This window comes from Shewanella sp. ECSMB14101 (assembly GCF_000773485.1).
In the GTDB taxonomy this organism is placed as follows: Bacteria; Pseudomonadota; Gammaproteobacteria; order Enterobacterales; family Shewanellaceae; genus Shewanella; species Shewanella marisflavi.
Genome location: NZ_JSFF01000031.1, coordinates 1 through 20,323 on the forward strand (window position 1 = coordinate 1; position 20,323 = coordinate 20,323).

At 48.1% G+C, this 20,323-nt stretch carries 12 protein-coding genes; 1 reads left to right on the forward strand and 11 read right to left on the reverse strand.

What is annotated here, in order from left to right; all coding sequences use genetic code 11:
• Positions 1 to 393: 393 nt before the first annotated feature.
• Both NY07_RS17260 and NY07_RS17265 read right to left on the reverse strand, forming a co-directional pair.
• Complete coding sequence (locus tag NY07_RS17260; protein ID WP_033540608.1) at positions 394 to 2,550, reverse strand: S46 family peptidase; 2,157 nt, start codon at positions 2,548 to 2,550, stop codon at positions 394 to 396.
• A 224-nt stretch (positions 2,551 to 2,774) separates the two neighbouring features.
• Positions 2,775 to 3,974: an amino acid permease gene (locus NY07_RS17265; protein ID WP_033540609.1), complete on the reverse strand. Its 1,200-nt coding sequence runs from the start codon at positions 3,972 to 3,974 to the stop codon at positions 2,775 to 2,777.
• A gap of 631 nt (positions 3,975 to 4,605) precedes the next feature.
• Between NY07_RS17265 and NY07_RS17270 the strand changes: the two genes are divergently transcribed.
• Positions 4,606 to 5,160: a TMEM165/GDT1 family protein gene (locus NY07_RS17270; protein WP_033540610.1), complete on the forward strand. Its 555-nt coding sequence runs from the start codon at positions 4,606 to 4,608 to the stop codon at positions 5,158 to 5,160.
• A 112-nt stretch (positions 5,161 to 5,272) separates the two neighbouring features.
• On the opposite strand, the gene katB is transcribed toward NY07_RS17270, so the two are convergent.
• The 9 genes from katB to NY07_RS17315 all read right to left on the reverse strand — a co-directional run bounded on the left by katB (position 5,273) and on the right by NY07_RS17315 (position 20,206).
• Positions 5,273 to 6,733, reverse strand: a complete 1,461-nt coding sequence (katB, locus tag NY07_RS17275; protein ID WP_033540611.1) for a catalase KatB — start codon at positions 6,731 to 6,733, stop codon at positions 5,273 to 5,275.
• A gap of 522 nt (positions 6,734 to 7,255) precedes the next feature.
• Positions 7,256 to 7,507, reverse strand: a complete 252-nt coding sequence (locus tag NY07_RS17280; protein WP_033540612.1) for a YgjV family protein — start codon at positions 7,505 to 7,507, stop codon at positions 7,256 to 7,258.
• 235 nt (positions 7,508 to 7,742) lie between these two features.
• Positions 7,743 to 8,180, reverse strand: a complete 438-nt coding sequence (locus NY07_RS17285) for a PaaI family thioesterase (RefSeq protein WP_033540613.1) — start codon at positions 8,178 to 8,180, stop codon at positions 7,743 to 7,745.
• Positions 8,181 to 8,724: 544 nt separating this feature from the next.
• A complete protein-coding gene (ushA, locus tag NY07_RS17290) occupies positions 8,725 to 10,458 on the reverse strand; it encodes a bifunctional UDP-sugar hydrolase/5'-nucleotidase UshA (RefSeq protein WP_052125881.1) in 1,734 nt (577 codons plus the stop codon).
• A gap of 166 nt (positions 10,459 to 10,624) precedes the next feature.
• The gene (locus tag NY07_RS19070) at positions 10,625 to 13,267 is read right to left on the reverse strand and encodes an endonuclease (protein WP_052125882.1); all 2,643 of its coding nucleotides are present in this window, start codon (positions 13,265 to 13,267) and stop codon (positions 10,625 to 10,627) included.
• A gap of 75 nt (positions 13,268 to 13,342) precedes the next feature.
• Entirely contained in the window at positions 13,343 to 16,555 is a 3,213-nt protein-coding gene (locus NY07_RS17300) for an ExeM/NucH family extracellular endonuclease (RefSeq protein ID WP_033540614.1), read from the reverse strand.
• Between the two features lie 32 nt (positions 16,556 to 16,587).
• Positions 16,588 to 17,571, reverse strand: a complete 984-nt coding sequence (locus tag NY07_RS17305) for a porin (protein WP_235363961.1) — start codon at positions 17,569 to 17,571, stop codon at positions 16,588 to 16,590.
• A gap of 1,104 nt (positions 17,572 to 18,675) precedes the next feature.
• Entirely contained in the window at positions 18,676 to 19,341 is a 666-nt protein-coding gene (locus NY07_RS17310; protein ID WP_033540616.1) for a helix-turn-helix transcriptional regulator, read from the reverse strand.
• 259 nt (positions 19,342 to 19,600) lie between these two features.
• Complete coding sequence (locus tag NY07_RS17315; RefSeq protein ID WP_033540617.1) at positions 19,601 to 20,206, reverse strand: DUF2238 domain-containing protein; 606 nt, start codon at positions 20,204 to 20,206, stop codon at positions 19,601 to 19,603.
• Positions 20,207 to 20,323: the final 117 nt, after the last annotated feature.

Consider the following 20,323-nt stretch of genomic DNA (forward strand, 5'->3'; position numbering starts at 1 on the left):
TATATCAAAGTTATCAGGGGATTCCTCAGGGCAGAGCCTACAGGATGTATTCACGGCGTCTCACCAGCGTATCTGCACATGAGCCTGCGGCAGGCAATAGATTAAAAATACGGCTAACGCTATAGCAAGGGTATTAAATTTCTACCCCACCAGATTAATGATTTCCAGTGCATTGCAACCTTGATGCTATCAGCATTTAACCTCCCGCAGGCAATTGATAGCAGTTACGGCTAACGCTAAAACAAGGGTAATGAATTTCAACTAAATACAAAGAGTAAACACAAATAAGGTTCCCCCTTTTACGCAAAAAAGGGCCTAGATTCTCATCTAAGCCCTTTTAACCTTAACGCTAACTAGATAGCATCCAACCAGCGCGTCCACTAATCGCTAGAATTAGTGAACAATCTCCATTTCCGCCAACAGGTTATCGGCGTTATCCAGATACTTCATCACCCATAGCATATAGCGGCTATCTACCTGGATAGAGCGGTTGGTGTCGGTATCGTAACCCCAGTCGCCGATGATAGATTCATAGACGCCGTCAAACAGCAGACCGACAAGCTCGGCGCGGCCGTTTAGGGTTGGTGAACCTGAATTACCACCTGTGGTATCCAGCGTTGACAGGAAGTTCACCGGCACAGAGTCAATAGACTTCATATAGTAGTCGCCATATTGCTTCTGCTTAATCAGCTCAAGCTGCTTCTTAGGCGCATCGAACGGCTCTTCACCCGTGTCTTTAGCCAGTATGCCTTCGAGGCGAGTGAATGGTACGGCCTGCAGACCATCTTGCGGCGAGTAGCCCTTCACGTGACCCACGGTAACACGCAGGCTAGAGTTAGCATCGGCGTAGACAGGATTACCCAGCTCCTTGTTATAGGCGATGATGGCATCCATATATTGAGGACGCACCTTCATCAGCTTGCCATACAGCTCCTTCTCTTTCTTTTCCTGGGCCATATCTGTGTCATACATGGCGACAGCAAACTGAATGAAAGGATCTTTAGACGCCTTGAAGTCGGCCACTGACTTATCCATCCAGGCTAGACGAGTCTCTTTGTCGCCTAGCTGAGTCTTGGCGTACATCTTGTCTAACGTCTTGCTAAGCTTAGCGGCGTCAAACTTCTTGCCTATGCCAAAGGCTTTGTCCAGTGCAGGGATACGCTCTTCGCTAGGCAAGTTGGCGTAACGCGTCAGCAGATCCAGCACTACGGCCTTATCGACACTCGGCGCATAACGACGGTCGATACGCTCAAGACCTGACTTGAAACGAGTCATGTCGCGCTCCTGGTAACCTGGCTCGCGGGCCATGTCATCAAGCTGCTTCTCATTTGCCAGACGGTAGAGGCTACGCGCAGTCGGCAACATGGTGGTATAGCCTATATAGCCTAAGATGATGTCGCGGGCCTGATGCTCCTGGCTCTCTTTGATCAGCTTGTCCAGCTCGGCCAAAGTCTCACCATATTTGGCCTGACGCTGGCTGTCTTTATTGATCCAAGTGGTCAGAGCCGCCTCGCGAGCCTTGCGATCTTCGAGCATGGTCGACTTACCATAGAACTCGATCATCGAAGTGAAGTTCTTAGCATAGTTAGCCAGACCGGCGATTAAGCTCTCATACTTGATACGCTCGTCGCTGCCCTCGGGCGCGGTTTCTTTGATGATCTCGATAAAGCGCTCACGCAGCATCTTGCCTTCTGGGTAAGCCCACTCGAACTGGTTTTCCACTTCGTTGGCAGTGCGGTAACGGTTGGTGCGACCCGGATAACCAGCCACCATGACGAAATCGCCATCGCTCACGCCCTTGGCCGATACCTTAAGGAAGCTCTTTGGCTCGTAAGGCACGTTGTCTTTGCTAAAGTCTGCTGGCTTACCATCTTTGGCGACATAGCCGCGATAGAAGGAGAAGTCACCAGTGTGGCGTGGCCACATCCAGTTATCGATATCACCGCCGTACTTACCTACGCTGGCCGCTGGGTTATATACCAGGCGCACATCGCGGATCTCAAGCTGCTTAACCAGGTAATATTCCAAGCCGCCGTGGAAGCTGTATACCTGACAACGGTAGCCGCCACCGGCCTCACACTGAGCAACCAGTTGTTTCTCTTTGGCCTCGATACCCTGATAAAAGTCGTTACCGACCTTGTTTTCCAGGCCCGCTTTCACCTTGTCGGTCACATTGGTCACTTCTTCGGTGACATAGATGCGCGAACCAGGGGTAGCGGGTAGCTCTTCACTGTAACTCTTGGCTAGAAAACCATCTTTAAGCAGGTTGTTCTCTGGGGTCGAATTGTATTGAATTGAGCCGTAGGCACAGTGATGGTTAGTGACCACCAATCCCTTTGGCGACACGAAAGACGCGGTACAGCCACCCAGGCTGATCACGGCATTCATGGGAAATTCGGTGAGTTTAGAGATAGATTTGGCGTCGATTTCCAGCCCTTTGGCTTTCAGCTCATCAGCCATGGCGGGCAGTTGATATGGCTGCCACATTCCCTCATCGGCTTGTGCGCCGAAAGCAGCAGCGAACGCCACTGTTACGAGTAACTTTTTCATTTGCTAAGTCCGTTTTATCGTTATAAAAATTTTTATAATACCCATTGGCTTTTTGAGTATTCAGCGCAATGAATACTCAAAAAGCCCTACAAAAAAGTCGGGCAATCGCCCGACTTTATCATAAATTGCTGAGTGACAAACAGCTTAGCAAAAAAGCTAAAAAGTAAGCAGTTATTTCCGGCTAGGGAAACACCTTAGCGTTAACCACTTTCTTCAGGCGAATTTTACAGCGCAACCCAAAGCTGAGCGGCAATAATCACCAGTCCCACTAAGGCTGATGCCCCTAGGGCAAAATTACCGCCACCGACCTGGTAACCACCCAGGTTTTGTTTACGCTGCCCCAGCGCCATAGCGATAGGCAAGAAGATGATCATCACCACCAATGGCAAAGCGGCAAAACCTAGCACCTTAATAAATCCATCAGGATAGTAAAGTGCACACAGCAGCGGAGGCACAAAGGTGACCAGCCAGGTTTGTACGCGACCTAAGAGGTTATCTCTGGCACGAGTCAGCTCGGCAATATAATCAAACAGGCTCATGGTCACCCCAAGGAAAGAGGTGATCAGCGCCAGATTGGCAAACAGATCGATACACTGACGCAAAATGTCTGAGTGAGCAATCGCCTGCAGCGCCGACACTAACTTAGGTAGTGACCCCTCGAAACCGTGCACTGTTGCCCCACCTACTGTCCCTAAAGTCACCATCAACCAAAGGATATAACAGAGCAGTGGAATGCTAGAACCTATCATGAGCACCTTGCGCAGTGACATGGCATCGCCATCTAAGTAACGCACTATAGTGGCGATACAGACATGGAAACCGAAAGAGGTAAAGACCACAGGGATCGCTGCCAACCAGAGGTTACCCAGCTCGCCCTTAGAGACGATTTCGGCAGAGGATTCACGCAGAATATAAGTTGGGCTTACCTCGGGCAGCAAAAACAGCACCACGATAACAAACAGTGCCACCATGGCCGTAAACAGCACCCGTGAAACCTTGTCGATCCAAGACACTCCAATGGCAATAAAACCACCGAAAATCAAGGTAAAGAGTAACACTGCAGCCTCATGACTCACCTTGATCCCCAGAGGTTCAAAGCGCGACTCTAACAGGGAAGATCCCCCCATCAGGTAAACCATGGTCAGAGCAAACAGCAGGCTGAGGAAGGAGCCCCCCTGGATCAGCTGTCCAACCTTGCCGAGTGTCTTGCCCGTGATGGCGTGAACATTAAGCCCTACCCCAGCACGTAAGTTAATCTCTAACATCAGCAGCGAGGTATAAATAGATACCCCCCAAATCACCACCAATAGCAGTAAGGCTGGTATTGTCCCCAATGAAGCGGTAGCCAGAGGCAATGCCAACATGCCTCCCCCAATTGCGGTGCCCGCAACGATGGCAATAGAGCCAAGCATTTTTAAGTTCACAAAATTGTCCTGTCTTTTTTAATTTTCTCTTTTTGGAAGGTCAGATTTAGAACGGCTGCGAAGGCGGGAATTAGTCATAAAACACACTAAGCGATAGCCTCCTAACCGAACTATGGAACTCTGTCCTAGTACGCGTTGGGTTGGCCTCAACAGCTTAGCTATACACTATCTTCCGATTTAACTAAGCCCCTGAGGCTGTCTAAATCGGTAACAATATCGATAGGTTTGTTTCATCACTACCTTTACTCTATAAATTTGACTGTTTGGCACATTAACAGAGGCGTTGCCAGCGCACAAGGTATCGCGCGGGATTGGGCGCAAGATTACACAAAGGCGCAAAAAGCGCGAAACAACTTGTCTACAGCGTAATCATTGCGCATAAAAATTGCTCATTAGTACTCACCAGCTTGCGCCTCAAACGGATTTGGGTATAATTGCCGCCACTGCTTCAGGGGAGTAGCTAACAAGGCGAGCAATTGCCTTGAGTGAGTGTCAACATACTTGGCCACATGCCATGGTACTTACGGTAAGGGGGAACACCTTTTACTTTGCAAGACCTGAGCACGGTTACCGTTCATTCATTAGGGGGCGGCGGATCGTGCTTGGATTTTTTGCCCCCTTAGGAACTATGATGGAAGCTTTACTCGCCTCAACCTTCACCGTCGCTATTGCCGAGATCGGCGACAAGACTCAGCTGCTGGCACTCATACTCGCCGCACGCTTTAGAAATAAAACCGCCATTATCTTAGGGATCTTTCTCTCGACCCTGGCAAACCATTTCGCCGCCGCCTGGTTAGGCCAATGGGCCATCAACTGGATAAGCCCAGAAGTCGCCACCTATATTGTCGCTTTCTCCTTCTTTGCTATCGCCCTCTGGGTACTGGTACCGGATAAAGTTGATGCCGAAGAGAGTCGTTTTTATAAGATGGGCCCCTTTGTCGCGACCTTTATTCTCTTCTTCCTCGCCGAGATGGGCGACAAGACTCAGGTCGCCACAGTGGTTCTATCGGCCAAGTATGACGCCTTAGCCCTAGTCGTGTTAGGTACCACACTGGGCATGATGATTGCCAACGTGCCCGTGGTCCTTGCCGGTCACTTCAGCGCCGAGAAACTGCCGATGACATGGATCCACCGTGGTTGCGCAGCCCTGTTTGCCCTGCTGGGTGTCGCAACCCTGTTCTATTAAACCAAGGTTCTATTAAACCAAGGCCCTGGCTCGAAAATCAGATTAAGCCTTAACAAAAAGCCAGTGACTCGAGTCACTGGCTTTGTTCTACAGGTTAGTTATTTACAGGCGGTTATAGGCCCAGTCCCTGTTTGATGCGCTGTCCATAGTCTTCATCGGCCTTGAAGAAGTGGGCTAACATGCGCTCTTGTACATCCATGCTTGCCTGACTTAGCGAACCTGAGATGGTTGCGGCTAATCTGGCTTTCTCCTCCTCACTAAAGATGCGATACAGGTTACCCGCCTGGGTATAGTCATCCTGATCGTAACGGCTATAGCGATCGGCTTCGCCGTCGAGCCTTAGCGGCGGCTCAGCAAACTGATTGGGCTCAACCAAGGCTTCAGAGGTGCTATTCGGACCATAGTTGGCACTGGCATCGCCGCCCGTCTGACTGCCGCTGAAGGGGCATTGAGTCCCCGCCATGGCGCCACCACGTTGATGATGGTTAGCCTGAGTCGCATGGGGGCAGTTCACCGGCAACTGGTTATAGTTGGCACCAATACGATAGCGCTGGGCATCGGCATAGGCGAACAGACGCGCCTGCAACATCTTATCGGGTGATGCGCCGACACCGGGCACCAGATTACTCGGCGCTAGGGCCACCTGCTCCACTTCGGCAAAATAGTTTTGCGGCAGACGGTTAAGCTCCAGTACACCTATCTCGATCAGTGGGTAGTCACCATGTGGCCAAACCTTAGTCAGATCGAACGGATTGATATAGTAAGAGTTGGCATCTTCTTCCGGCATGATCTGCACATTCACTGTCCAGCGCGGGAAGTTATCATCTTGGATCGCCGCCACCATGTCTCGCTGTGACGAGTCAGGATCGATCCCCTTAAGCTTGTCCGCCTGCTCGTTGGTCAAATTCGCCACGCCTTGCTGCGACTTAAAATGGAACTTAACCCAGAAACGTTCACCCTTGGCATTCCAGAAAGAGAAGGTGTGCGAACCATAGCCGTGCATCTGGCGATAGTTAGCCGGAATACCACGGTCTGACATCAAGATGGTCACCTGATGCATGGCTTCTGGGTTGAGTGACCAAAAGTCCCACATCGCCTGTGGATCTTTCAGGTTGGTCATGGCGTTACGCTTCTGGGTATGGATAAAGTCTGGGAACTTGATGCCATCACGCAAGAAGAAGGTTGGCGTATTGTTACCGACGATATCGTGATTACCGCGCTTGGTATAAAAACGCAGACCGAATCCACGGGGATCGCGCTCGGCATCGGCTGAGCCCATCTCGCCGCCCACGGTAGAGAAGCGTACAAAGGTCTCTGTCTGCTTACCTTCGCCATTAAAATGATCGGCAATGGTGTAATCGCTCAGATCTTTGGTCAGGGTGAAGGTACCATAGACGCCAGTGCCCTTGGCATGAACGATACGCTCGGGAATGCGTTCGCGATTAAAGTGCGCCAGCTTCTCGATAAGGTGCCAATCTTGAAGTAACAGCGGGCCACGCTCACCGGCTGAAAGTGAGTTTTGGTCGTCGGCAATCGGGGCACCGCTTTGGCTGGTTAAGTAGTTCGTTGTCATAATTCGCTCCATCCTGTGTGATCTATTTTCGGTCAATGGCTTTTAGGGTCGAGTCAGCTCAACCAGTCTTCGATAACATCAAATATTGTGGCCATGATTTATGCTCCTCTGAGTCCCACCCTTGAGTGGCTAAGCCCAGCATTTAACTTGTCGATGCAGTAAGACTAGTCGACAAGCCAACAAAGCGAAAACGATTAAAACGAATAACGCTAAACTATTTTTTAGATTAGAAATGAAAAGCTAAATCGGTTATATCCCAAGTGATGTGATCTGCAAGGCGCGCGCAGCAAAGCGTGCCAGCCCCACAGCGCTTTGACGCTGGAACAACAAAAGCCCTAGACACTAGTGAGCGATAGGCCTGACAAACCAAGTGGCCAAGCGAGGTACAGAAAGGGATAAGTTAAGCTTTAAGATATGGCACTGTTTAGGGGGAACTGAATAGGGAGAGCTGTGCTAGGAGACCTCTGCTAGGAGACCTGTGCGGGTAAGCTTAGGCGCGGACCTTAGCCCGCACCTTAACCATCAATCGTCTTTATCCAGGGTCACAGTACTGGCTCGATACAGCTTCACCAGATAATAGGCATCGATCAACACGATAAAAAAGTTCACCAAAGCCACAGGCAAAGCGTCGATAGCCAATCCATAGGCGACAAACAGGGCGGCGCCGAACAGGTTCCACCAGCGCAGTTTCTTGATATTGGACATCATCAGGGAGATGGCGACCACCACTGAGGCCAGATAGCCGACCCACTCCCAAATTGTTGCCATTTCCATAGGCACTCCTTAACCCTAAAATAACTTTCCTTAATTATGGACACTAGCACCAACAAGCGACAGCAAAGGCGAAAAATTATCTCTGCAATTCAGATGCATGGCCATGCTATTGTCAGCCACCTCGCCGTCGGCGCTATCCCTGAAGCCATTAACGCCTGATGTTTAACGCCTAGAGCTTTAACACCTAGAGCTTCAACACCTAGTTTTTAACACCTAAGCCCTTAACACTTGGGTCTTAACGCTTTACGACGGCCGCCGTCATACGGGAGATACAGCATAGCTCGCCCGCGCTATTGTGGATTAAGATCTCCCACACTGAGCTGCGTTTACCCAGATGAACCGGCTTGGCGGTTGCTGTTAATGTGCCGTTGCGCGAGGCCTTAAGATGGTTAGCGTTGATCTCCTGACCCACGCAGTAATACTGCTCAAAATCCACCACAAAATTAGCCGCGTAGCTGGCAACCGTCTCGGCCAGGGCCACGTTGGCACCGCCATGAACAATACCTAAAGGATTATGCACCGCAGGGGATGCCGGCATGGTCGCCTTCATATAATCGTCGCCAATCTCGCTGATGGTGATCCCTAGGGTCTGCATCAAAGTACCTTTGCCGTGCATACCGGCGTCCATCTTAGCGCAATCTTCAAGGGTGACAGGTCTAAACCAAATACTCATTGCTCATTCCATTATTCACAAAATCAAAACTGAGCAGTTAGTCTACTGTGGAAACTGATTATAAGATATAGGAACCAAGGTGTTATCTATATACACCCGGCCTTAGGGGTGGCCTTCATTCGCCCTGAATTATTAGTCTCGTCTGCCGCCAATAAGCTGCATCAAGTGGGTTTGTGTGACGAATGAAGACCTAGGGTAACTGGTAAAATTTGTCTCTGTTTCTGCAGGTCATGACGCCGCATTAAGCCTTGAGTACCACGCCATTTTCGCGCGACAGTTTAGCCTGAAAAACCGAATAAACAAGCCCGATGAGTCGAGTCAAAATAGAAAAATATCACAGCGTTACCTAAGACACAGATTTGATGAGCGCGCGCTACACTCTGTAAAACAACCGCTAACATAGCGCCAAATTCACGCCTAAAGAGATGACACATAATTGAGGCCAAAGCGTAACAGCGAAGAGGCGATAAAAAAGCCCAACCAAAAGGTTGGGCTCTGATTCAAATACTAAGATATCGGTTAATTTACCATATTAAATTAAAACCTAACTGCCGCAGCCATCAGGACTTCTAGAGTTGATATAGCGAACATCTTTCGCTCTGTCATAGCTAGCAGGATCGAGCGTGCCATGCTTTTTGATAAATTGATAAAGCATATCGGCATCAATAAAGCCTGTGTCCCTCGCCTTTTCCTTCAACTTAGGATATTTGTTACCGCCCGCAGCATTATAGCTAGGAAGGGTAAATCGGTACTTATCCATTAATTTGAAGGGCTTGTCACCCACCATTCTGATATCGACATCTTTAGCTTTACAGTCAACTGTCATCTTAATGCCGCTGAAGTGGGCAAAGCCGCCAGAACCTCGAGTCTTAAGTGCAACTTTAGACAGATATTTCTTAAGTTCGGCCCCATCCATCTCGGTCACTGTCACACTGTTGGAAAAAGGCTGCACCTTAAGCACATCACGATAGCGAATAGGCCCTTTCTTTATCGTGGCGCGAATCCCCCCTGAGTTCATGATGCCGAAATCGGCTGGCACGGGGAGCTGAGTCTGAGCATGGGCTATCATGATGCCTAGCGGCGTCGCTTGATTACGAACAACCTTACGCTTACCAACGAAATCAGCCTTGGCAACACCAATCTGTTCTCTCAACTTCAATTGCCCTTTTGCCTGATAAGGGCGAAGCAGTTCAAGGGTTTCCTTATCCTTGGGGGTCAACATATGCGCTGGATAATAGGAACCAAACTTGGTTTCAGTATTTACTGGTACCAGCTGGTAATTAGCCAAGTGTAGCTGGCCGCCATAGTATTCAAAATCGGCGCGACCAACGAACTTGCCCCACTCATAGGCTTGCATGATCCAAGTGCCATTTTGACGGTCAGGCTTACAAGGCTCATCTCGACCATAATCTTCTACGTACTCACCTGTGTCGCCTTCCATACAAACAGGCAACTGCGAATGGCCGCCTATGATGGCTTGGATTTGGCCAGGCTTTAGGCTGTTAGCCAATGCAACATCACCAGGCGCGTTACTACCATGTCGACCATTTTCATAATGACCCATATGGGTGAGACCAAAAACAAGATCCGGTTGATGTTTCTCTTCAAGCTCGGCCAAAATAACTTTCACCTCAGCTTGAGGAGAAGTGAATTTAAAATCTTCAACAAACTCTGGGTTACCGATCTCGGCAGTATGTTCTGTCGTCAGGCCAACCACGGCTAGCTTCAAGCCTTGAACCTCAAATAGCTTGTAGGGCTCAAAGTAGCGTTGCCATTCACCATCGACCTGACGATAGATATTGGCCGATAACCAAGGGAATTTTGACCAGCCTCTCTGCTTATCCATCACAACGGATGGATTATCAAACTCATGGTTACCCACGGCCATAGCATCATAACCAAGATGATTCATGCCGATAAAATCAGGCTCAGCGTCTTGAAGATCGGACTCTGGTACACCTGTATTGATATCGCCACCTGAGAGCAGTATCGTCTGCCCACCTTGTACGGCGACCTCTTTACGAATTTGATCAAGTATGGTTTTTCGTGCCGCCATACCATACTCGCCTCTCGAGCCATGCCAAAAACGGCCGTGATGATCGTTGGTATGCAGCAAGGTGAAACGCTTACAGTCATCACCGGCGGCTTGACAGGCAATCGATGCTGTCGTCTTAGGCGCCTCTTCCACCTTTTTCTTACCACAGCCGCTCAATGCTAACGACAAAGCGATAGCGCAGCCGGCTAGGACCAGGCCAGAAGGACGGAGTGAAGTATTCATAATAATCCTTCAAAATTATTCAGATCAGCGTTGTCACTGACCCTAAAGGCTTTATGTCGATATAACGAACTCAGCCCACAAGGTGAGGTGTAGACAACGTCTGTAGAGTTAAAAAAAGCAGCACCCAGAGCGATTCCGGTGCTGCTTTTTCAGGCTTAGCTGATGACTAACCTTGGCGACGACGCCACCACATTACCGGTAGTAGCAGCATCACAAGACCACCTAAACTACCTGCGCCATCTGGCTTAGTCCAACCAGGCTCTTCGGTGTTTTTGACCTCGATGCTAACAAACTCGCTGACGCTTTCTCCGTCAACAGTTACCGTGAGCTCAAACACAAGCTCTTGGTCAATATTGACGCTAGGTGACGTCACATCAAGTGTCAGGCCAGTAGCAGTATACTCTGCCGAACTTCCAGATACCTGCTTCCAGCTATAGCTAGCGCCTTCAGGCGCATCGGCAACAGTTGCTGTGATAGAAGTAGCATCACCTTCGTTCACTATGGTGGTACCGGCAAACTCCACATTCAGACTCAAAGGCACATTGATCACGCTTAAGCTCACCGCTTTGCTTGTTTGCAAAGTGCCGTCGCTGATGGTCACAGTAAAGTTCAACGTCTCGTCGGCGTTAACCATTGGCGCAGTCAGAGACAATATTGCCTGGTCACCAACAAGCGTTTTCTCTTCACCAAGGACTTGCTCCCACTTATAAGTCAGAGCAACGCCTTCACCAGCAGTGATTGCAGAAGCGTCTAGGGTGTATTCAGCGCCTTCGGTGACACTCTCAGGCGTTACAAGATCACCGTCGACCACCAAAACGGGGGTTGGGTCGTCACCACAGACGGCACCATACACTTCTTGCACTAACTCTGGACGGTCAATGAAAGGATTACGGTTACCCTGGTATTTATATACCTGGTTGTTACGGTTCTGCTCATAACTATCAACAGGGTCTAACTTGTTCCATGCATACAGCGTACAGAGCGTACCAATCAGCGGAGCGCTATCCTCTTCTGTCGTCGTTAAACGATCAACGGCAACGAGATCAGGCATATTAGTCGTCGCGGTATCGGTTCCTTGATAGCGGGTATCCATATACATAATCATACGGGCGACATCGCCTTTCACTTGATCGCGAGGCTCCCAGCAGTCGGCAGCCAAGTCCAGATAGTTACCGGTACCAACACCATTAAATAGCACCTCTTCACCTGTATCCTTACAGGCTCCAAAGTCATTATTGCTTCGCGCCGTGTTGATACCAGGATCAGAAGGACGTAGGTGATGGGCATCGGTATACCCCCACTGAGACTCGCTTGGGAAGCCATGGCTCTTGGCCCAAACGTGTTCACGGTTCCACTTGCCTACACCACTACCGCTCGTCTGGTTGTCGTACTTGGAAATCGACTCACCTGTGTAGATTTCGATAACATTTTTATCGTTAGCGGGATCTTGGTCAGCGTAGGTCAATGCACTCCACACCTGCTTATAAGTCAGTTGCTTATGATCTTTAGCTATGATAACTGACAAGGCATTCTTCAGCTCTTCTGCATTGGCAAATTCGCCACTCAAAACCTCTGAGTAATAGATTTCGCCATTGAAACTAGCAGGATCGGCAACCGGAGTCAGGGTCTCACACCCCGTACAAGGACCTGTTTCTGGCTTTGGCTCTGGAGGCGTGACAGAACCATCACATGCCCCCTCACCAGCACAACCCAGACCATCAGCGGTATCGCTATCAAATACGGCCCATTGGTTGTTGGCACCTGGGAAATCGGCTTCGGCTACCGTGTCACCAGCAGTGACACTGGCTTTACGACGCAGGGTCTTATTCGCAGTAGAGAAGTTGGCGTCGTTTGGATCTGTCCAGGCAGAACCCGGATCTTCACCGCGCTTCCCGAAGCGATCGATAACCACATCATCTTTGGTCAATACCAGCGCATCGTCACCGTTAAAGTAAGTGACGGTAGATGCACTGCCTTTCTTGAACGCTTCAGCGGCACTTGCGTTGTGGAATATAATGGTCTTGCCTGGCTCCAGAATGCCAGTCAAGGTCTCTGTATTACCTGGATCAGTGCTTCCGTTGCCAAACAGGGTCAGCTTATAAACGTTGGCATCCAGATCGATAGCACTGCCACCGACGTTGGAAATCTCAATCGCTTTATTGTTGCTGCTGCCTTCAATATATTCGGTAATCAAGAGTACGCCAGGCGTCGCTTCAGAACTACAAGCGCCTTCACCCGGGCAGCCAAGGCCGTCAGATGTGTCTTGGTCGAAGACCACCCATTGATTGTCAGTACCGGGGAAATCAGCCTCGGCTACAGTATCACCAGTGGTGACGCTGGCTTTACGACGCAGTGTCTTATTCGCAGTAGAGAAATTCGCATCGTTTGAATCCTTCCAAGCCGAGCCCGGATCTTCACCACGCTTACCGAAACGATCGATGACTGCATCGTCTTTGGTCAATACCAAGGCATCATCACCGTTGAAGTAAGTGACGGTAGATGCACTGCCTTTCTTGAACTCTTCAGCGGCACTCGCGTTGTGGAAAATAACGCTCTTGCCAGGCTCCAGCGTACCAGTCAGCGTCTCGGTATTACCTGGGGCAGTGCTTCCGTTGCCAAACAGCGTCAGCTTGTAAACATTGGCATCAAGATCGATAGCGCTGCTACCTAGGTTGGAAATTTCAACGGCTTTGTTGTTGCTGCTGCCTTCGATGTATTCTGTAATCACTAAATTAGCACTGGCACCTGTTGATAGGCTGCCCAAAACCATAGCAGTAGCCGCAGCAACTGCATTCTTTTTAATTCTCATAATCGTATCTCTATTTAAATCCTTGATGGGAAACGCACTGCCCAAAGGCAGGCGTTTCATTATCGAGATCAACGCTTATTTGCGAAGACGACGGCGCATAACAGCCAGCCCGAACAGGGACAACAAGCTGATAAAGCCAGTGCTACCAGCCTTACCATTACCGCCAGTGTGATCGACTTCCTCTTCGACAATGTCTGCAATCAAGGCGTCACGGTTAGATACCTTAGCTCGGAACTCTTGCTTAGATCCTGCTACAAGTTCACCATCACGCAGTAGGCTTACGGTGACCTTGTAGATAGCTGACGGCGCGCCAAAGACCTCGAAATTCACCAAAGCTGTCTCTTCATTCGCAATGACAACATTAGGCAGAACCATTTGGGTCAAATCTAAGCGCTGTTCATCATCTGCTGGCGTCATGCTGATGGTCGCAACATCGCCAACTTGAACAATGTCAGCTGGGAGCTGGTAAGGAACCTTGATCAGTTTTCTCAGTTTTGGCAGGTTAAGCGGCACGTTAGCATCCGCATCACCTGGCTTATAACTCAGGGTAATGAGTGCTGGGTCGTGATCCGACGCGCGATAGATGTTTGGCTTATAGAACTTATGCGTTCCAGTACCGTCGATACTTCCTTTAAAGGCGTTTTGGTAGTCGTACAGGCTAGTCTCTGCCGCATTGACGTGCCAATCAGTCGCATCAATCACGCGATCTTTTAGAGATGGTGAGATCAAGATGTGGTCAAGTGAACCAATTTCGTCACTGAATGAGTAACTCCACGGTGTCTTGCCCTTCTCCTTGAACTTTTCACCAACGATATCTATGTAGCCATAGGTCTTAGTGATGGTGACCGGAGAGCCATCTTGGTTAAACTGGGGCTTAGGTCCAAGGAAAGTGTGGCTAGCGGTAACAATCGTCTTGTTACGTGGGTTCTCAGTAAGCACCAGTACTGGATCTTCTTTACCATAGGCGTTCAAATCACCAAGGATAATCTTATCCCCTGGAATATCTTCCATCTCTTCGCCTAAGTGCACAGCGCCAGCGACGCGGAACTCGGCACAAGATCCTTGGTAATCAAGATCCGGAGCAGTACGGTTGTTCCAAGTCGTGGCATTACCAAACTCAACACCTTGCCACTCTTCCCAACAAGTAGAGCCTTTTGACTTAAAGTGATTGACAGATAACGTCAAGCGTTTACCTGTTTGGTTAATGATAAAGGTTACAACCAAGGCATCACGATGGTAATTCTGACCGTTCTCAAGAATCTCCTCGTACTGATCTTTGATCACCTCACCGAGATTGTTCACTATGGTAGGCGCTTTCTGTTGAGGCATTGGGATAACGCGAGTACGTTCAATGCTCATCTTGCTTGGACGATATATGATACCGGTAGCGATGGCGTCAGAACCAATGGCGTCCAGGTTATCCAACATTTGATTGCCGTTGTTGTCGAAGCCAACAAACACATAACGGTTCTCTGTGGAGTTAGGGCCATTATAATCTTGAGCGCGCTCTTCCACATACTCGATATTGACCTGGTTGACGATCTCAGCGATAGCACTGGCATCACCAAAACCGTTGTTTTCAATCTCCATCAGGGCCATTACATCGGCATCCTGAGCACGGATAATTTCTACCAGCTTAGCTCTCTGATTAATGTATTCATCATAGCTCTCTGCACCTCGGCTTTGACCATAGTTGTTATTGTCGCCACCGAAAGGAGAGTTGAAGAAGTTAAACAGGTTCTGACTGGCAACGCGGATAGCAAACTCATCTTTTGCCACGTTCTCTTTCAGATCAGGCTTAGTCGTACGCGGTAGGTTGTGAATAAAGTTATCACTGGTCAACTGGTTAGTGATCGTCAGGCTGTAATCCTGATCATACTTGTCAGTACCTGGGATCAACTCAGTTTCATATTGACTGATCACACCCTGGGCGTTAACCAGACTATCGTCGATACGAATATAGTTGGTGTGTGGGTCACTGTTGAAACCAGCGTAATAAGGTATTTCGGTACCATTTGACTTAGTGGCACTTTCAATCACTAAACGATAGTCATTGTTTTGCTCATAGGCCGCCTTAGACTCAGGGCTTCCCGCAACATGCAAATGGTTGGGCTGCAAGTTAGGACGCTTATAAGCCGCCACCATGTTGTTACGGTTATGCCCTTTTTGACTGTCGAGGTAGTTGTAACTGAAGCTGCGAGTGATACGCATATCTTGGTTACCTTCAGTCTGAGGATCCAGATCTGTAGGCAAGCTAACTAACATACCTTCGTAACGCTCTAGGGTCTTATCGAAAGAGCCGTTATCGGCTTCTAGCACTTCAATGGAAGTCGGGACGGTTACGGATATGCTGGAGTCGGTAACTTCCCAAGTATCTGCAGCAAGCGTAGTTTGGCCTTCCAATTCAGTGACAACGCTGCCAAGGCAAACCTTCTTACCCACCATACCGCTGTCTGCACTGCCACTCTTAACGAAGATACCGTCAGAGGTCATGGGGTCGCCATCAACTTGCACATCCCGCAGATAAAAACCTTTATTGGGTAGAGATACAACTGCAGTAACAATACCTTCTACGGCAACCTTCTCGTTCTCTATAGGAGAGACAAATCCAGTTCCTTGAATAGCATTAATGCGAGTTAGGTTCTCACACACAAAGGGAACATATGCTTCGGCAAAGTTGGGCGCACCTACCGTTTCGGTAGTGAGTTCAAGTTGTTCCCATTGAGATGCATTGTACTTATCTGATTGAGGTGGTGGATTGCCATCTAGAGTCAACCTGCGGCGAAGAGTGACGTTCTTAGCCCAAAAACTGGTGTCATCGACACCACCAATACGGTCTATGGGTTTGCCATCATGTTGGATGAAAAACCCGTCATTCCCGCTTAAATCTAAATGGGAATAGGTCGATGGGTCGCCATCACTAATTACGTAGGTTCCACCGTTACCAGTTACCGTATCTTTGTAGTCTTGGCTGGCATCCTTATTAAGAATGACCAAAGACTTACCAGGTTCAATGGTTGCTCCAGTCAAAAGAGGAGAACCATCCGCCTTTTTCAGTTCATTATTGTATTTACCGTTACCACGCAAAAATGCTTTGGTTGTATCGGTGAAAGTAAAGGCTTCTGTTGCATGAGTATTGGTGATCTCAACAGCGCTCATTTCTGCACCAGGATCGGCAGGGTAATGATCTTTTTGGGTCATTTCGGTGATCAGCAGGTCTTCAACGCCAGCAAAGGCGCCCATGCTGATGGTGCTGGCAATGGCCAGCGACAGGAAACTTTTCTTCATAGTAAACTCTATAAAATTGAATTCGATTCGGACTAGAAGTAGATACGCGCGTACGCATAGCCAGCTTCAGGGGCTTCGCCAACTCGGCCTTCTACAGACAGCACGATGTCGCGGGCAGGACGATAGTTGAAACCTAAACTGGCCCACTGACGCTCTTTTCCGTACTCAGGTGGCAGCTCAGAGTAGTCGTAATTCGGACCGATCAAATCCCAGCCCTCGTACTCTTCATGGTTTACAGAACCAATGATTTCCCAATGTTCATTCAGATCGTACTTAGCACTAACCGTTAGCCCCTGATTACGGAAGGTCTGATAATCTAAGTGCACGTCACCACTCTTGCGTGTGGATAGGTCTTCATCTTCTAAAAAGCCATTTAAACCAATAGAAAAATCAGGCATCACTTTCAGTCGAACACCCACCCCTATCTGTTGCTGTTCACCATATTTACTGATGCCGTTAGAACCACCGCGAGTTTCTAAGCCAACCACGACAGATACCAGATCAGACATCCAGCCAACATATCCGTTAACTATGTCACCTTGCAGAGCACCACTCTTGTGTTCACCCTCGTATGAGTAAGAAACGCCGAAAATAAGGTTTTCAAACGCAGCTTGATATTTAACAGTGTTTTCTTGATCACCCGCTTCACCCGTTTCAACAGACTTGTTGAAAGTGAAGTCACCAAAGTGGTCATAATCGTCGAATGCAGTATCGGTTAAGCCGAGTTCAATCCACTGGTTATCTGTTAAGAGATAGCCTACGTACAATTTGTCGATGGCCAACTCAAACTCACCGTCGCCGCCAAGCCAGTTACGACGTTGGTAATCGAGTTCAAGACGATAGGTAAACTGTTGACGTTGACCCTCCACGCCCATGGTGGCGAAGCTATCATCGACATAGCCCTTGGTATCGTAAAACTCATCATGGTTGTAATCTGGATGAGTATCAAAATGCCCACCAACACCTACTTCACCATATAAGCGAACGTGATCACCTTGATTATCACCATCTAACATCACCGCGCTCACTGAACCCGCACTAAGCATTGTGGCGGTAGCGATTGCAACTACAGATTTTTTTAACATTCCTGTTACTTCCAATTAGTAATTTGTCAGCCAATAGTTGAAGGCCGAACTTAAAATTAAAAATGTTTATTAGTAAATTCTTAAACTGCCAACTACTTAGGTAGGTGGAGCACTCGATGGCGATATCGACGATACCTTGATTACGTTTTTCATATATCAACCCCATTTTTATAATAATCACGCTAAATCCCATTAACGTGCGCCGCGATTGTTGCAAAATGTAGCAACAAAAAAAAGAAGGGTTAGTCACATTTGAAGTGCATAAATTGTTGTTAAGCAAAGAAAAATAGCCCGGAAATGACCACAATAAAGAACAAGCTAAAAACAAATAGAGCATAAAATCTAACTAATCATAGACTTAATAAAAAACAAGGTTGCCTGTTATTTTTGTGTAACTTGATGTGAAATTTGAATGTTTTTTTTATGAAAAACTAAATTTAGATCACTAAACTGCCACTACAAACTAGAGGTGGGTCGTAAAATCGGTAAATCTGCCGTTTTTAACCACACTTTAAAGTAGAAGTTATCACTTCTTCATTGGTAACCCGCCATGATTAGAATGATTTGAGCACTCTCGAATGTACAACCAGAACCACCAAGGTTTTATACCTTCTCAGATAACTCAAACAGGCATTTACTGACCTTTAATACTGCTGTGTTGCAGTTAAAGTTTAACTGATGGAATATCGTGATTTTGTAATTGCAGAATGCCAGTGTTTAACTCAAGAGAAATTTCAACTCTTAGTAGCAAGAATAGTTGCGAGAATAGTCGCGATGACTTTTTTGGGGGGGAGATTAGAAATCGATCTATAAACTTAAAAACTTATTGTAGAAATAAGATGTGGCCTTGAATAACAAGGTACCAACGCAACTCTTGATGAATAGGTCTATCGAAGGGCGCCATAAAAATCAGAGTCCGAACTGAATTTGACTCATTTTTACCCAGCGCCATTTTTCAATTAAGTCCACACAAACATCGATAATTGAAGCTTTCAATCAAGGGGATATATGGACTATTGTGCTTAGCGTTCCTACCTAAGAACAAAACTCGAAATGACAGGCGTTCGCCTGAGACCAGCGTAGCAGCTCAACACGATTGCGTGACTGTGTCTTACGAAAGATAGAAGAGATATGGGCCTTCACGGTATGCTCGCTGATACAAAGACGATCGGCAATCTCCTTATTGCGGGCACCGCTTGAGACCAGCTGTATGATGGTGCGCTCGCGGCTGGTTAACTTTTGCAGCATGGCCACCATGTCTTGAGTCAGCTCCACCCCGCTATCTTGGCGGTTAACGAGTTGGCGGAACACCTTAGAGATCAGAGGTCTGTCATACCATAGCTCGTCATTCACCATCTTACGCAGGCCAGTTAACAAGAGATCCATCCGCTGGTCGGAAAAGAGTAAACCGCGTACGCCAAGTAAGAGCGCCGATTCGGGCTCCAGGGTGCCGCGATCCACATGATAGAGGGCCAGAGGCACATGGGGGAGTAAACGGGCGACAATCAGGGGCACACCCTTGCTATCTAACGCTGCGCCTTTTTGAGCGATCAGATAAAAACTGTTGCGGTCTCGCTCAGGATCTAAGTCGCTGACCTGACGCGCTATACGTGTCTTTAACCCGATAGATTCGGCCAGAACGGCCAAATGACATTGTGTCGAATCTTGATGCAGGAACACCAGTTCATCAATTTTACTCATACGCTTCTCTCCCTGAAAAGCATTTCATCGCATCATCAATCATAATGAGTTCAGCTATCCCTATTATTTATCTTTATGAACTTCCTTTCCAAAGTCCAAGTCATCACCGAATTCAATCGACCAGGACTAGTAAAAAAGTGTGTCAGCTATATTAGCTAACTCTGGTGAGAATAGTTATCACTATTGGTTATATCAAGCTAATTTATCACATCAGAAGCATATAATAATGCTTCTGATGCCGGAGACAAGCTACAGATTATTATTGCTTTTTCAATTTTTGCAGCAGACTATCATGCCAGCGAGACAGTAAAATGACACACGCTAGGGCGCCGATCAAGGCCATCCCCATGTCTGACTGAGTGTCCCACACATAGCCCTGGGTACCGAGAAATGCCTCGGCATCTTCGCCCGTTGCCAACGCCACCCACCACTCGATCAACTCATAGAAGGCAGACAATGCCAAGGCAAAGCAACACACCACAAAATGACACCAGGCTCCAGGTTTCACCACCTCAAGACGCAGAAACACCTCTCGTGCCAATAACGCAGGGATAAAGCCCTGGGCAAAATGACCCACCTTGTCATAGTTATTGCGTTCGCTGCCCATCCATTCGGCTATGGTGTCAAACAAGGGCACCTCGGCGTAGGTATAGTGTCCGCCAACCATAAGAACAACGGCGTGTATCAAAATCAGGCCATAGGCCAGTGAAGTCAGCGGAAAACGTTTGCGGGTGAAATAGAGGATAGGCAAGGCGATCAACGCAGGGACAACCTCTAAAAACCAGGTAAAGCTATCTTTAGGTTCAATCCCTGACCAGATCAGCACGGCGAAAAAAATTGTGAGCCACACAGTGCTTTTATTCAAAATAAGAACTCCTTAGATGATATTGTTTTAATATCAGAATAATAACTTTAGCCATCTAGCCCTCCACACTGACCAAAAAAGGTGCTATTTTGTGGAGGCATTGACATGCAACAGATA

Excerpts from the sequence above, each read along its gene's own strand:
- NY07_RS17300 (WP_033540614.1), bottom strand. The coding sequence starts at position 16,555 with ATGAAGAAAAGTTTCCTGTCGCTGGCCATTGCCAGCACCATCAGCATG.
- ushA (WP_052125881.1), bottom strand. The coding sequence starts at position 10,458 with ATGAATACTTCACTCCGTCCTTCTGGCCTGGTCCTAGCCGGCTGCGCT.
- NY07_RS17260 (WP_033540608.1), bottom strand. The coding sequence starts at position 2,550 with ATGAAAAAGTTACTCGTAACAGTGGCGTTCGCTGCTGCTTTCGGCGCA.
- NY07_RS19070 (WP_052125882.1), bottom strand. The coding sequence starts at position 13,267 with ATGAGAATTAAAAAGAATGCAGTTGCTGCGGCTACTGCTATGGTTTTG.
- katB (WP_033540611.1), bottom strand. The coding sequence starts at position 6,733 with ATGACAACGAACTACTTAACCAGCCAAAGCGGTGCCCCGATTGCCGAC.
- NY07_RS17270 (WP_033540610.1), top strand. The coding sequence starts at position 4,606 with ATGGAAGCTTTACTCGCCTCAACCTTCACCGTCGCTATTGCCGAGATC.
- NY07_RS17310 (WP_033540616.1), bottom strand. The coding sequence starts at position 19,341 with ATGAGTAAAATTGATGAACTGGTGTTCCTGCATCAAGATTCGACACAA.
- NY07_RS17305 (WP_235363961.1), bottom strand. The coding sequence starts at position 17,571 with ATGTTAGATGGTGATAATCAAGGTGATCACGTTCGCTTATATGGTGAA.
- NY07_RS17280 (WP_033540612.1), bottom strand. The coding sequence starts at position 7,507 with ATGGAAATGGCAACAATTTGGGAGTGGGTCGGCTATCTGGCCTCAGTG.
- NY07_RS17285 (WP_033540613.1), bottom strand. The coding sequence starts at position 8,180 with ATGAGTATTTGGTTTAGACCTGTCACCCTTGAAGATTGCGCTAAGATG.